Origin of the sequence: Vibrio sp. 2304, from assembly GCF_033339475.1 — a bacterium.
GTDB lineage: Bacteria > Pseudomonadota > Gammaproteobacteria > Enterobacterales > Vibrionaceae > Vibrio > Vibrio alginolyticus.
In genome coordinates, this window is sequence record NZ_JAWOUQ010000012.1 from 143,286 (window position 1) to 157,403 (window position 14,118).

Sequence of the window (14,118 nt, forward strand, 5' to 3'; positions counted from 1 at the left end):
ATTTTTCAACTTTATCACGAGCACGACCATAACCCACACTGTAGCGGACGCTAAGCCTAGATAATTATCTAAGTCATTGTAATAATCATACTTATCAAGGAAAGATAGAAAATTACTCTCTTTAGTTTCCACCGCCTTTCTAAGCACCTCATTTGCAATTGAGCAATAGTATTTCGAGAAACTCAGGAGAGTAAACTGAACGAGTGTTGCTACTATTAAAAATATCTTCATATTTACATCACCGCATAATGCCCCGCTAAGAGATGAGTAATTCAATACAGAAGCCACTAAAAATCATCTTAATCACTCAACGTATTGCGCCGTAAAAATACCACACGTTGCGAATCAACTTTGAGCAGTTTGTTATAACTCTGATTTCGCATTAATGTATAGCTTATGAACATCGTCTGAATTAGAAAAGTCTATACAGTAGGCCAATTTGATCACGTTACCATTTTTTGATTTGTAAATAGCCATATCATATTTTTCCAATAGCTCGCTAACCCCAAAGAATGACTCCAAAGGAAGCTCGGAAAACTCTCTGTAGCCTTGCATCGCCGTTATCGCATCTTTCGCAACAGCTGATCCTTTGTAATTAGTCGCAATGCAAGATGAGAGAGCGAAGTTTTTAAACAGTTGCTCATCGCTTTGAATACTTAGTGGATTCGCGGCCTCTCCTACACTACAAAGAGCAATACTTATGCTGGTTACTAGTACTCTACATTTCATAAATTAAACCTTTTGCTTCCTAAGAGTTGCAGCACATTATTAAGGAGTGAGTATCACAATACAAAACTGCCCCACATCACTTAAATCAACTCATAGTGAAAATGCCATGTGTAACCACTCTTGTTGTGAACCAATTATTAGCCCACTACAGACTAATACATATACCCTAACCAATCTATATGACCAAAAGCCCAAGTTTTGCCGCTGATAGGTTTAACATATAAATCATCTAGTTGCTCTACAGCAACACCGTAATTTTTATGTTCGTGAACTCGCAACCAAGAACTTAGAGAGTTAAGGCGCTGATAACCATTAGCCAGATAAAAACGCTCCAAATCGGAGACTAAAATGATGAAGTCGACATCTTTAGTGGACGCATACTCGCTGAGTTGAGACAACATTGTTGTGCCAATACCTTGTCTTTGAACTGTGCTCTCGACGCAAAAGTCACTCACACCTAATACTTTATAAATTTCATCACCAACGCGAACAACTCTGTAGTCTAATCCCATGTAACCAACTAACTGATCACCTTCGTAATTCAGAACTCTCATATGCGGGAGTTGCTTATAGTAAGAGCGAGTAACTTGGTGTTCAGGAAACGACTTGTTTCTAAGAGCTTCAATTGCATTATGCTGCGCTTTAGATAACTCGATTTCTGGGTAAATATCCATATTTGACCTTTGAGTATTAATGACCTTTTGGAGTTGAGCAACGCAATACCGAACCTTCCGCATACCGATTTAATCACTGAGCTCAACGCACAGTTAAAATGCCACGCGTTGCGAATCACTCTTAAACAGTTTGTTAGCAATTTAACTAAACGAAGCCCCAAAACCATCAAAGGTACATTAAAACTCCCAACCTTTTGTAACCATAAAGTCTAACCATTGAGCAAGGATGTCTTTGGTTACCGTTGTCGGGTGAGAATATCCTTCAACAAACCATGAACGGTTAATAAACCCCTCACTTCTGATCAATGACTCATAGTTTTCGAGAGCATCGTTTAGTTGAATGGCTGATGCTTTATTTGGACATAAGTAACTAAATTCTAGAACTAACTCTGTTTCGTTGGTGATTCCGTTACTTATTAATGAATCCCAAGTCTCGCTGAGCATGTTCAGTTGATTTTCTAAATTCTATTGATAACCACTCAACTCCAATTTCTCCCTGATTGCTAACGCCCTGTTAAGGTGTGAGCAACGCATTACCGAAGCGAACGCCTACCACCTTAAACACTAAAGTCAACGCATAGCAAAAATGCCACGCGTTGCGAATCCCTCTTGAACAGTTTGTTAGGCAAATTTTACCTTCGCTACTTTCAATATGTACACAATAATAGCGCCCAATAGTGCCCAAGGCATTGCAAACCACCAATAGTATGGTTCCTGACTATCAGCAAGGTAGTAATTAAAAACTATAATTACACTCACAATTGTCGAAATGACATATGCTCCACCTAAAGCCATACAGATATCTGAGTGATGTTTAGAAAGTTCAAATTCACGCAGTTGAAATACGACAATGAAAAACACAAAAGGGCTAAAAAGACAAACTGCAATGTGTAGAAATGAAAGAAGAATTAACCACCCAAGTGTCATATGTTTTCCTTTTATTTGTCTAACGCTCTGTTAAGGGGTGAGGCACGCAATACCGAAGACTCCGCATACCACCTTAAACACTAAAACCAACGCATGGTAAAAATGCCACGCGTGCCGAATCACTCTTGAACAATTTGTTATACGAATTTCTTCAGTGTCAACACTTGCTGTTCAAATAACTCACAATCTGACTTTGAGTATGACTTGGCGACATTTACCCATTGAACGCCCGTTTCATCTATGTGGCGAAACTCGACTTGAAGTGCATATTTAGAGCAACGAAGAAGAGCAAAGACCAAACCTACAACCGTCAGACTAAGAACTAAAACTAGTAGCCATTGTGGTACCTCTTCCAACCTTGGAATAACTAACCAAACTGCCCCTGAAAAAACACACACCCAGAATAAAACTTGACCTAAGTTATCAAGAAAACTTAACTTTTTAACCCTAACATTGTTTATCTTAGACAAAGGATATGAGTCTTTCTTAAACCTGAACTCTTTTGAATCCAAGCTAAAATCAGTACTTTTGTACATAATTTCCCTCTATTCGTATAACGCCTTGTTAAGGTGTGAGGCACGCAATACCGATGCTTCCGCATACATCCTTAATCACTACAAACCGACGCATAGTAAAAATGCCACGCGTGCCGAATCACTCTTAAATTGTTTGTTATGCTTGTGGTTCTGAAACCACGGCATTGTTATTTGCCCTTATGTACATCAAATGCTTGTCGTAAAAGCCGTTTCTCGCACAACCATGTTGCAACGCTTTTTTGTAGATTGAAGCCACAAATATATCGGCGACGCTAAAGTCGTTACCCACTGCAAATTCTGATTCACAACAGATCGATGTACTTAACTTCTCTAAGCACCGCATAATCCAGTCCCCACGAAGTTTGCGCTTTGACGTATCATCTAGCTCTGGACGCATGAACCTTAATACTGTCCTGTTTTGGGGAGAGTGAATACTGGAGTTTACGTACTCACAAACTCTGCGGATGTGCGTTTTTTCATTGAGGCTTTTTCCAAATAATCCTGGATTAGGAAAGCGTTCTTCCAAATACTCAATAATTGCCATTGATTCAGAAAATACCGAACCATCGATACAAAGAGATGGGACATAGCCAAAAGGATTTACATCTAGGTATGTTGTTGTTAGTTCGTCAGAGCTGATCTCAATTCTATCGTAATGTATCCCCTTAAAATTGAGCACCCATTCCACCCTTTCAGAGCTATTCGAACCTTTTGCGCTATACAGCGAAACTTCCATATATCCTCCTGAAAAGCATAACGCCCTGTTAAGGGGTGAGCAACGCAATACCGAAGCCGCTGCATACCACCTTAATCACTTAAACCAACGCACAGTAAAAATGCCACGCGTTGCGAATCCCTCTTGAACAGATTGTTATGTTTGTAGCCTAAGCCAATCGATTGTACTCACATATAATAGTTTTGAGGCTGCTACCAAATGGTACGTGCCAAACTGGATTACCTTGATCATCACTTGGTTCGGAATCGACTAACTTAGTGATAAAATTTTGTAGCCTAAGCTTAACTTCACCTGTAACTTTGACTCGATACGCTTCCCTTTGTACCTCAATCCAAAGGCTTCCTGATTTTATCTTTTTGTGCATCAACCTATATCGCTCACCGACATTTATCTTGGTTTGAATATTGTCCTTCGAACTCAGAGCTGATTGGATATTTGGATTCATTTAATTCCTCCCGAAAACATAACGCCTTGCTAAGGTGTGAGTAACGCAATACAAAAGCTACCGCACAGCGCCTTAATCACCATAAGCCACCGCATAGTAAAAATGCAACGCGTTACGAATCACTCTTAAGCAATTTGTTAGTACATGCGCTACTTCTATTTATGCGCTCCAAGATATTGAAAACTGAGATGATATGAAAGGCTTTGAACACTGAAGTGAGACGGGTAGCTACAAAACTTAAACTCGATTTAGAAACGAGAGTTGGCTAGAAGAAAAGCGCACTGAACTCCCCCTACTTTCACTCACTTCAAATTAGGAAAGGATTCGATCCTCGCACTCCGACGGCAGCACCAATTGCAACCAAGATTCACTCAGAAGCCGCCACAAAAATAAAGAAACGCCAAAGAAATAGACTAAGAGTTAGAAACCGTAAACGGTGAAGTCAAAGCAAGCACAACACATATAGTGCCACCGGAAAGAACGTGAAAGGTACAAACTGAAAGGTGTAAACACGAACGCCAAAACAGATAAACACCAAAACTTATGACCTTTGATGTCAAACCCGTACTAACGCCGTGTTAAGGGGTGAGACAACGCTACCGCCAAAGCGGATATGACCGCCTTAATCACTAAAACTGATTTGAGGTGAAAATGCCACGCGTTGACGAATCCCTCTTAAACACTTTGTTATGTTTTACCACAACTGACTCGCTTACATGGCAAAGAACTCTATTGCATAAAGAATTGTTTAACTTGCGTCACACGACTTTGTGGAATAATCCGACAAAAGTGATAAATACAAAACTTGTAATTCCCACGAGTTTTATTGAGGCAACTTTGATAACTTTCAGCGAATGACGGCATCCCTTTCAAAACAGCGAAAGACAAAATTTAAATTGCCGAAAGCCCCGCTGCCGATTTGCTAATTGGGGAATAGAACCAAAGCGACTTTAAACCAGACCAATTACCAACACGCAGACGCGATTTCAGATTGAAGCAACCCACGAACTTTGAAGCGTGATTATGTTTGAGGGATTCATGAACTTTGGACAGACAATATTGAATTGCTGAGATAACCCGAACGAATTGCCAAAGAGGCCAAAGAAATAAGCGCCAAGAAACCTTTTATTTCTTCTGAATAGAAGTGAAACATAACGCCCTGTTAAGGTGTGAGCAGCGCAATACCGATGCTTCCGCATACCACCTTAAACGCTAAACACAACGCATAGTAAAAATACCAAGCGTTGCGAATCACTCTTAAACAGTTTGTTATAACACAGTATTACACGTCATCTTCCGATAAAATTTGACGACAATTACGAACTGTTAGTACGCGGATTTCGTGACTTAAACTGTAGATAATACGATAGTTTCCAAAGATGATTTCGCGATAGTTCGTGTGGGGCATTTCAGGAACAAACCGCCCCATTTCAGGCATACTTCCAAGTAGTTCAGTTTTATCAAAAACTTCATTTACCCACCTCTCTGCCGCAAGTGGATTATCTAAAGAAATAAACTCCGCGGCATCACCTAGTTTCTGAAGTGCTAATGGAGACCAGACTACTTTCATTTCTTAATGCGCCCAAGTACTTGAGCACGCGCGTCATCATTGGAAACACCGAGACCAGAAGCTAACTGAGCTTCTGCTGTGCGCATTTCTTCCAGTAATTCGATTTTCTCTTGCATTGCTTCATATTCAGCAACATCGAGAACAACAGCAACACCTTTGCCACGTTGCGTAATAACCAATGGACGACGAGTCTCATTGATTTGTTTGATGTATGAAGCTACACCGGCACGAAACTCAGACAAAGGCTGAATATCTTGATCGAAATGAATACGACTCATATTGAACTCCCATTAGTACAAAATAACGTACAAATAATAGTTCAACTAAGCCTTTTGAGCAAGAAGTTGATTCTGTGTTATAACGCCGCATTAAGGTGTGAGCGCCGCTTGGCTATACTTGAGCGAAGCGAAAGCGCCAAGCGTTGCGAATCACTCTTAAATGCTTTGTTATGTTTGTGGTTCCGTATGTTCTACCCTTGGTTCATAAGTTTTGCAGAAATTTTCATAAGACTTTTCCCGCATGGTTCTAGCAGGATTAACATCTTCTAGTTTGTAGTGCTGCAACAATCGATCAATGCGCTTTTCAAGGGAGTTTAAGTAAACTTCTTGCTTCGCTACTTTTTCTGATGTTTTTTCCCAGTGTTCCTTTTGATGAAACCAAAGCTCTGGAGTAACTTCTCTTTCATTTAAGTAAAACCGTTGCTCTTCACCCGAGCCCAGAACTCGAAAAGGCAATATATCAGCACAGTCGAGCCAAGATTTTTCGAGAACGTATTCTGCAACTACCTTTCGCGCTTTTTTGGTGAATACTAACTTATTAATCACCCACCATAAAATGGAATCTCGAACCACCATTAATAATGGAGCAACAACATATGTAAGCACACCTAAGCTCATAATTTTCAACAAAGATGACCATGCCAATTCTACTTCCATAGTTCTCCTGACTTTATAATTCCGCTTGCAAACATAACGCCCTGTTAAGGTGTGAGCAACGCAATACCGATGCTCCCGCATGCCACCTTAAACACTAGACGCAACGCATAGCAAAAATGCCACGCGTTGCGAATCACTCTTAAACAGTTTGTTATGTGTTTGCGTGCTGAAGTTGAAAATGCAACTGAGACATTAGTGATTGATATACTTTCATAGTAAATACTTGCAAATTTTCCATACAAAACTCACCACCAATAATTGGATGTAGATTCCAACCTAAGCATTCGTCTTGTTTTGGTTGTAGCCCGTGTTCGAGCGCCAAGTCATACCAACTAGTTAAAAAGACATTATCACACCAATCTTGTGATTTATTCATTTTATTGTACTCATGAAAGTCCGAAGCAATTGTTTCATAGGTACCATCTAAAACCGATAACAATGAAATTGAGCCATCCACTTCACCAAATAGCCAGTCACCCATGATGGTTAGATACAAAGGTTTCCCTGTAGGATTAAGCAACCATTTCCACTGAGGTAACAAGGTATCTATTTCTACGTCCGAGACTTCCCAAATAAACTGCATTTTTATCTTTCTCACTCTGTTTAGAAACCCATTGACACATAACGCCTTGCTAAGGTGTGAGTAACGCAATACAAAAGTTACCGCACAGCGCCTTAATCACCATAAGCCACCGCAAAGCAAAAATGCCACGCGTTACGAATCACTCTTAAGCAATTTGTTAGTAGCAATTTCATGCACGAGCGCTTTGATAACGTAACCCCATAGAAAACGCCTGCTCCTCAGTAATAACTTCTTTCTTCTTTAGCAACCCAATGATCGAGCTTGGCTTTCTTGCTACCTCTTGAGCTATGACATCTATGGATGTATTTGTATGATATTGACTTATAACGTACTCGACTGTTTCATCTGTCCAAGGCAAGCCATAATTCTTCGGCAAACCTTTGGAAATATTCTCTTGCTGCTTTTCTTCGAGGGACTTTTTCTGCTTTTTCTGAATTGGTTTATTACGGAGCACATAAAATAGTGAACGAATAACATCTGGATGATTATAAGGTGAATCTTCTGGGAAATACTCCCCCGTGTTCGGATCGATACCATTAGCTAAAGCATCAATGATTGAATATACCTTTTCTTGGTCCATATTTATATCCTCAAATGTTGAAAGCTAAAAATTGCTACTAACGCCGCGTTAAGTGGTGAGCAACGCTACCACCCTACCTAAACCATTGTGCCGTAAACACTAAAGCTGATTCAAACCGAAAATGCCAAGCGTTGTGAATCCGTCTTAAACGCTTTGTTATGCGAAATTCGATAATGCTGATTTGTAAGCTTTTTTGGCCTCGGCACTTAAGTAACTGTCCATGCCTTGAAATAGCTCAAATAGTTCAGCACCATACTTGAGCTTGAACTCGTCACTGCTAAATACAAGCTCTAGCTCGTTAGCAACAGTTAACTCACAAAACAATTTCACCATTGCACTGTCAAGCTTGAAGGTTGAACCTGTAAATCTGTCTTTAAATTGGATTTCTGGCGCTTTGCCGAATTGAGGCAATACATAGTCTCGATCGCATGAGCAATACAAGTAAACTAGAGCTTCCTCGTCACTACCAATAATTCGTGCTATTTCTTGGCGCTGACTTAGCGAAACCATATTTTCATCGAAACCCGCTGTTCCATAAGCAGCGTGAAAGAGCTCTGCAACTTGAAGTAATTCGCTACTACCCCAGTTCATTAGAACTTCTTGAGTCCCTTTTAAGTGCGCTTCCAATGAACCGTTTAGGTGCTGAAAGTCACCCGCACCAAGTTCTTGAAGAATTTCAAATTTATCCATAAATCTCAATTTCCTTTAGGTCGCATAACGCCGCGTTAAGTAGTGAGCGACGCCTACACCTAACTTAAACCACCGCACCGTAAACACAAAACTCAATTTGAACCGAGAATGCCATGCGTTGCGAATCTGCCTTAAACGCTTTGTTATGGCGCAATTCTCAAAGATGGCCACCGAACTAGCCACCCTTTTGAACTTACACGATTTTCAAAGGTTTCTCGTAACCTTTTAGGATTATGTGTGACCCAGTAACTAAATAGGGATTCAAAGCCAAAAGCAGCAATACACTCATACTTATTTGACCCTACTTGGCGAACAGCAACCGCTGTTTCTTTTTCTGGCCAGTAACTCATTGCATCCAACGAGCTTTGATAGGGTTCATCACCATTACGCTCATTCATTGTCGCTTGATTACGCACTTGCCAGTTAAGTTTGGGTATGCGGGCTTTAAGAAGCTCTTCGTAATCCAAGTGGGCACTGGAGTTAGATTCTATCGGATCAAAGTAGATCACATCGACATCATTTAAAGGCGTCGGTTCATTGAAATTATGCAATGAATCCCAAACTAAGTTTCGAACAAAACCTGCAGCAATATAGCATTGGGGCAAGCCTAGTTGGGACACATGTGCAAGTGCCTCAACTCTTATTGGATCTTGTTTAATTAATTCTACGATTTTGTCCATTTTCGCCCTGCGCCATAACGCCTTGTTAAGGGGTGAAGCACGCAACACCGATGCTACCGCATACCACCTTAATCACTTAAACCAACGCATAGTAAAAATGCCACGCGTGCTGAATCCCTCTTGAACAATTTGTTATACGCGTCCTATCGGTTGTACTTAACCTTATTCAAAACTTCTTTTAGTTCATGCGTTTTCTCAAGGTTTACATCATGAATATTGGCTAAAGCACAAACATAGTACAAGACGTCATATAACTCTTCTGCGATTGAACCTTTGAGTTCATCTAGCGTTGGTTGCCCACGTTTACCTTTGCGAATTGATTCCGATAATTCGCCAACTTCTTCGATTAGTTTCAAAAAATAGTGTTCAGATTGCTCTGGCGCATAATCGAATTCTTTTATATGACTTTGTAACTCAGATAACTTCATAACATCCTTTTTGTATCATTTTTCATAAAGCGTATAACGCCGCATTAAGGTGTGAGCAACGCTGCCACCTACACTAAATCGTTGCGCCGTAAACACGAAACCCAACCTTGAACTGAAAATGCCAAGCGTTGAGAATCACGCTTAAATGCTTTGTTATGTTTGTTGAATTAACAGCCGCATTATCTATTAGAAACGACATCTTATTTTTAGTTTCTTACCACTCACAGTAGTTTTTAGAATTGGGCTTGTCCGGATCAAGAATTTGAACACAGAAGTTGTTTGACAGTTTATATTCACCGATAGCTGCTCTTACAGCATCCGATGTAACAGCAGATGAAAAATCAAACAAAAATGGTAAAATATCTCTACTTTTATCCCATTCTTTAGACAAATCTTCCGCAACATCTAAACCCAAATTCCAATGCCCTTCATTCATGCTGGAAAAATCATATAACTCCCATGCTGCAATATCATCCAATGATGCGGAATCTCCAGATTCATAGAAAGAGACTTCTATCTTAGAGTGCCACGGAAACACCCCAATATCGATCAGATCAATTTCTTTATCTGACAACCTTTCAAGGTTTGAACGAAAATATTCGAGAAGGGCTTTCTCTATTTTTTTTATACAATATTCCATTTTTTCCTCGGAGAACATAACGCCCGCTTAAGTGGTGGGCAACATTACCACGAAACTTACTTATTGCACCGTAAACACAAAAGCTAAGTCAACCAAAACCGCCGAGCGTTGCGAATCCGTCTTGAAGCGTTTGTTAGGAGATTCTTCTCGACATGCTATAAAACCTATCATCAGAGTTATCAACCACAAAACCAACTCTTTCATAAAGATGGAAAGCTGGGCTGATTTTAAATACACGTAACCTAAGTCGACTAGCGCCTGATTCAATGGCCAACCTTTCGCATTCAGAAAGTGCTAACGCACCAATGCCTTTATTTTAGTATTTCTCGCTGACTTGCAAATCGCGGACATAACAACCGTCGTTATCAAATGCCAAACGAATTGCTCCAACGACCTCACCATTGAACAGGATATCGAAATTGGTTAAATCTTGAATTTGTTCTTCGATTTTTGAGCAATCCCAATCAACAGAATAGTGCTCGTAGTATGAGCGCATATTTACGTAAGTAATCTTAGCCGAAGCTGATAAATCTTCTGTTTGTTGATACGAAACCATTGAATCTCCTAACGCCCTGCTAAGGGGTGAGCAACGCAATACCGAAGCCGCCGCAAACCACCTTAATCACTAAATTCAACGCATAGTAAAAATGCCACGCGTTGCGAATCCCTCTTGAGCAGTTTGTTAGTCGCGAGGCACCGAGCGACAATTTTAAGCCGAACTAAACTTTGCGAACAACAAACTTTATGTGCTTTGATGCATTTAAGTCAGGCGTAGTCTCAAAGCGACTACTCAATGAAACCACTTAGAACAAACAACGCCGTAGAAAACGGACTGACAACACCAAAAAGCGCTTTTGGAAAACCAATCTCACAGTACGGACTTTCAACAAAGTCACTGAAACCACGTGGAACATACAGCACCAGAGAAAACGCCCTTTCAGCAAGTAAAAAAAGCTTTTAAACCAACAGACTCACCGAGCAGATTTGCAACCAAAAACAGATTTTCGATTGCCCCGCGCTATCACCAACAAAGAACGAAACAACCGCTTGGAAAATAGCAATGCATTGATTTAGAACCGATGAAACAGAGCTTCGACCGTCGAAGATGGAACTATGAATCAAACAACCAGTAGCCAATTTGTGAGCTTAGAAACATGATTTTGACTGCTAGCTTTTTCTGGCGACTAACGCCCTGTTAAGGTGTGAGCAACGCAATACCGATGCCGCCGCATGCCACCTTAAACACCAAACGCAACGCATAGTAAAAATGCCACGCGTTGCGAATCACTCTTAAACAGATTGTTAGCTTACTTTTTTCTCGATATATATACTCTCAGCCAATCCTCAAACAATTTAATGGCGGAGTTTATCTCAGGAGTAAATTTATCGTGTTTAGAGTCGTCTCCCAAGTGGTAAAGTATAGAGCGTTCATTAGCTTGTTCTTCTTTATTTTTCCAGTTTCCCTCTTCGGGGTGCTTGTATCTATGAAGCATATCTTGAATCGCCATAAGCAATTCACCTCTACAACGCCTTAACGGTACAATTTTATCCTGATGCTCAGAGCCCCATTCAACCAGAGCCTCTAAATTAAGTTCTTCTAATTCAGAAAATGCAGCATCCATTTTTTTCCACCGTTCTTGGTATACATGGGAGTTTCCCTCATACCGGCTTTCAGATTTCAAGTGCCCTGAATGGGTCGTTAGTTCTTCAGGGTATTCGTACCCCATAATCGCAGGGTTTCTAACATGCTTGAAAGCTTCGCGAACCTTATAGACGGAACGAAGAACGTCTTTTGCAAGCTGATATTCTGATTTACCTTTTAACTCTCTTTGCCAAGTACTTAGCCCACGATAGGCTATAAACGCAGCACCAAATGCTGAACCTGCGACCACAATGTCTTTTATTATCGGTAACCACGTACTACTCACTTAGAAATCCTCACTTGAAAAATGCGTGGTAAGCTAACGCCCAATTAAGGGGTGAGTAACGCAACACAGATGCCGCTGCAAACCACCTTAATCACTAAAATTAACGCATAGTAAAAATGCCACGCGTTACGAATCCCTCTTGAATTGTTTGTTAGTACGCTGCCCGCAAAGCCTTTGGTACATACCAATACATTGAAATATAGCACGAAGCTGTTGGCTTAAAACCATGAAGCTAAACGGAAAACAGCCAAACTGAAAACTAACTTCAAGACGTAAGTTGGCTAGAAGAAAAACATGCTTCACTGCCCTTTTCACTGTTTTCAAATTAGCAAAGAATACGGGCTTCAAACTTGAACAGCTGCGACAAAGAAACGCTTGTTTTTCCGAAAATTTCTCAGCGCCAAAGAAACCACGCCAGAGAAATAGCCCGAAAGTTAGAAACCGTAAACGATAAACCCAAAGCGAAAACTTCACATCTAGTGCCACCGGAGCGAACCTGAAAGGCACATTTGATCAGATGTAAAGCGAGGAAAAGAAACCAATAAAAACAGAAACTTTTAGCCTTTGATGCCAACCCAGTACTAACGCCCTGTTAAGGTGTGAGCAACGCATTACCGATGCCGCCGCATACCACCTTAATCACTTAAGCCAACGCATAGTGAAAATGCCACGTGTTGCGAATCACTCTTAAACAGTTTGTTATAAGCGTGTTTCGTTTTACCACTTTCTATCTAAATCTTCTGCGTATAAAGAAATAGCTCGCTGATACTCTTTAATTGCATCACTGTTCGTGGTTGATACTAAAAGTTCGAGTAGTAATGATGTTGCTTCTTTATGGCGTCCCAAGTTGTAGAGACACATGGCATAGAAAGGCTGAACTTCAATGGAACTAGGGTACTCTCTTAGAGTTTGTTCAAAGTAGCTTAAAGCCTCCGAATACATGCCAAGGCTTCGATAGGTACTCGCTAGCCCAAACAAAGCATCAAACCTTTCTACCGACGATAAAAGACCTGAAAGAGATGACAGATAATGAGTAATCGCTTCTTGCTCTTTACCTTCGTTGTCGTATGACCAAGCAATTTGCAAGTGAGCTTTAGCAGAACAAGTTTCATCGTTTAGCAGCGTTTTTAGCAAAGCTCTCGATTCTTGATACTTACCCTGTTTCCGCAATTCAATTGCTTGTTTTATGATACTTTCCATAATTTTCCTCGAAGCTTATAACGCCGCATTAAGGGGTGAACAACGCCACCACCCAAACTAAACCATTGTGCCGTAAACACTTAAGCTAATTCAAACCAAAACTGCCAAGCGTTGTGAATCCCTCTTGAATGCTTTGTTAGGCAAATTTTATAGGTACGCACCTACTACTGACATACAGTGCTTAACCATACTTTCCTTTTCACCAACTGGCGCGACATAATGAATTGCCGATTCAGCGTCGGCCTTACCCGATAACTTGCTAATCACCCATGCTGCCAAGTACTTTGACGACAAACAACCACCCGCTGTCGCAAGATTTCCTTTAGCATAAAAAGGCTGCTCTAAAACAGTAACTCCTGATTCGATTACCCAAGGTTTCGTTGTTAAATCTGTACAAGCTGGTACTTGATGCAGTAAACCAAGTACTGACATGAGCAACGTACCTGAACATTGCCCACCAATTAATTGAGTTTCAGGATTAAGCTGTAGCCTTGAAAGTATATCTCTGTCTTGAGCGATATCACGCGTTAGTGAACCGCTGCCAAATAATACGACGTTGGCTTGATTAGCAAACTCAAGAGGTTGTTGCGATTGTATTGTAACTCCGTTCATTGAAGTGACATATTGAGATGGACTCGTTATTTGCACATTCCAACCGGCGTCTTTCATGCGGTTCAAAATGACCGCTGCTATAAATGAATCCAGTTCATTAAATCCGTCAAAAGTTAGTACTGCAATGTCCATATTTACTCCTATTTGCCTAACGCCCTGTTAAGGTGTGAGCAACGCAATACAAAAGCCACCGCATACCACCTTAAACACCAAAACCAACGCATA

At 40.6% G+C, this 14,118-nt stretch carries 20 protein-coding genes; all 20 read right to left on the reverse strand.

What is annotated here, in order from left to right:
- Positions 1-363: 363 nt before the first annotated feature.
- Positions 364-729, reverse strand: a complete 366-nt coding sequence (locus R7P64_RS20015) for a T6SS amidase immunity protein Tai4 family protein (protein WP_053306977.1) — start codon at positions 727-729, stop codon at positions 364-366.
- Positions 730-881: 152 nt separating this feature from the next.
- Entirely contained in the window at positions 882-1,403 is a 522-nt protein-coding gene (locus R7P64_RS20020; RefSeq protein ID WP_137282083.1) for a GNAT family N-acetyltransferase, read from the reverse strand.
- 177 nt (positions 1,404-1,580) lie between these two features.
- Positions 1,581-1,847 (reverse strand): hypothetical protein, encoded by a 267-nt coding sequence (locus tag R7P64_RS20025; protein ID WP_213886816.1) that lies wholly within the window; start codon positions 1,845-1,847, stop codon positions 1,581-1,583.
- A 177-nt stretch (positions 1,848-2,024) separates the two neighbouring features.
- Positions 2,025-2,330, reverse strand: a complete 306-nt coding sequence (locus R7P64_RS20030; protein ID WP_064368480.1) for a hypothetical protein — start codon at positions 2,328-2,330, stop codon at positions 2,025-2,027.
- A gap of 137 nt (positions 2,331-2,467) precedes the next feature.
- Positions 2,468-2,866 carry a DUF6232 family protein gene (locus tag R7P64_RS20040; protein WP_213886815.1) on the reverse strand — a complete coding sequence of 133 codons (399 nt, stop codon included), beginning with the start codon at positions 2,864-2,866 and terminating at the stop codon, positions 2,468-2,470.
- Positions 2,867-3,002: 136 nt separating this feature from the next.
- Positions 3,003-3,602: a glutathione S-transferase family protein gene (locus tag R7P64_RS20045; RefSeq protein ID WP_213886814.1), complete on the reverse strand. Its 600-nt coding sequence runs from the start codon at positions 3,600-3,602 to the stop codon at positions 3,003-3,005.
- 148 nt (positions 3,603-3,750) lie between these two features.
- Complete coding sequence (locus tag R7P64_RS20050) at positions 3,751-4,047, reverse strand: hypothetical protein (protein ID WP_213887012.1); 297 nt, start codon at positions 4,045-4,047, stop codon at positions 3,751-3,753.
- A 1,282-nt stretch (positions 4,048-5,329) separates the two neighbouring features.
- Positions 5,330-5,617, reverse strand: a complete 288-nt coding sequence (locus R7P64_RS20055) for a type II toxin-antitoxin system RelE/ParE family toxin (RefSeq protein WP_137282146.1) — start codon at positions 5,615-5,617, stop codon at positions 5,330-5,332.
- Positions 5,614-5,895 carry a type II toxin-antitoxin system Phd/YefM family antitoxin gene (locus R7P64_RS20060; protein WP_000086647.1) on the reverse strand — a complete coding sequence of 94 codons (282 nt, stop codon included), beginning with the start codon at positions 5,893-5,895 and terminating at the stop codon, positions 5,614-5,616. The genes R7P64_RS20055 and R7P64_RS20060 overlap by 4 nt, the downstream gene beginning before the upstream one ends.
- Before the next feature lie 168 nt (positions 5,896-6,063).
- Positions 6,064-6,552 (reverse strand): hypothetical protein, encoded by a 489-nt coding sequence (locus R7P64_RS20065; protein WP_213987458.1) that lies wholly within the window; start codon positions 6,550-6,552, stop codon positions 6,064-6,066.
- Between the two features lie 151 nt (positions 6,553-6,703).
- Positions 6,704-7,135: a T6SS immunity protein Tdi1 domain-containing protein gene (locus R7P64_RS20070; RefSeq protein WP_005386969.1), complete on the reverse strand. Its 432-nt coding sequence runs from the start codon at positions 7,133-7,135 to the stop codon at positions 6,704-6,706.
- 169 nt (positions 7,136-7,304) lie between these two features.
- Positions 7,305-7,715: a hypothetical protein gene (locus R7P64_RS20075; protein ID WP_241750515.1), complete on the reverse strand. Its 411-nt coding sequence runs from the start codon at positions 7,713-7,715 to the stop codon at positions 7,305-7,307.
- Between the two features lie 156 nt (positions 7,716-7,871).
- Positions 7,872-8,405, reverse strand: coding sequence for a DUF6817 domain-containing protein (locus R7P64_RS20080; protein WP_213912355.1), 534 nt, complete (start codon positions 8,403-8,405; stop codon positions 7,872-7,874).
- Positions 8,406-8,548: 143 nt separating this feature from the next.
- Entirely contained in the window at positions 8,549-9,085 is a 537-nt protein-coding gene (locus R7P64_RS20085) for a nucleotidyltransferase family protein (RefSeq protein WP_213912354.1), read from the reverse strand.
- A 143-nt stretch (positions 9,086-9,228) separates the two neighbouring features.
- Positions 9,229-9,513: a MazG nucleotide pyrophosphohydrolase domain-containing protein gene (locus R7P64_RS20090; protein WP_017449629.1), complete on the reverse strand. Its 285-nt coding sequence runs from the start codon at positions 9,511-9,513 to the stop codon at positions 9,229-9,231.
- Positions 9,514-9,727: 214 nt separating this feature from the next.
- On the reverse strand, positions 9,728-10,171 hold the full coding sequence (locus R7P64_RS20095; protein ID WP_025613234.1) for a hypothetical protein: 444 nt from the start codon (positions 10,169-10,171) through the stop codon (positions 9,728-9,730).
- Positions 10,172-10,469: 298 nt separating this feature from the next.
- A complete protein-coding gene (locus R7P64_RS20100) occupies positions 10,470-10,709 on the reverse strand; it encodes a hypothetical protein (RefSeq protein ID WP_318123893.1) in 240 nt (79 codons plus the stop codon).
- A gap of 751 nt (positions 10,710-11,460) precedes the next feature.
- Complete coding sequence (locus R7P64_RS20105; RefSeq protein ID WP_258478922.1) at positions 11,461-12,081, reverse strand: hypothetical protein; 621 nt, start codon at positions 12,079-12,081, stop codon at positions 11,461-11,463.
- Positions 12,082-12,798: 717 nt separating this feature from the next.
- The gene (locus tag R7P64_RS20110) at positions 12,799-13,281 is read right to left on the reverse strand and encodes a tetratricopeptide repeat protein (RefSeq protein ID WP_050907311.1); all 483 of its coding nucleotides are present in this window, start codon (positions 13,279-13,281) and stop codon (positions 12,799-12,801) included.
- 147 nt (positions 13,282-13,428) lie between these two features.
- Positions 13,429-14,025 (reverse strand): DJ-1/PfpI family protein, encoded by a 597-nt coding sequence (locus R7P64_RS20115; protein ID WP_318123896.1) that lies wholly within the window; start codon positions 14,023-14,025, stop codon positions 13,429-13,431.
- Between the last annotated feature and the right edge of the window lie 93 nt (positions 14,026-14,118).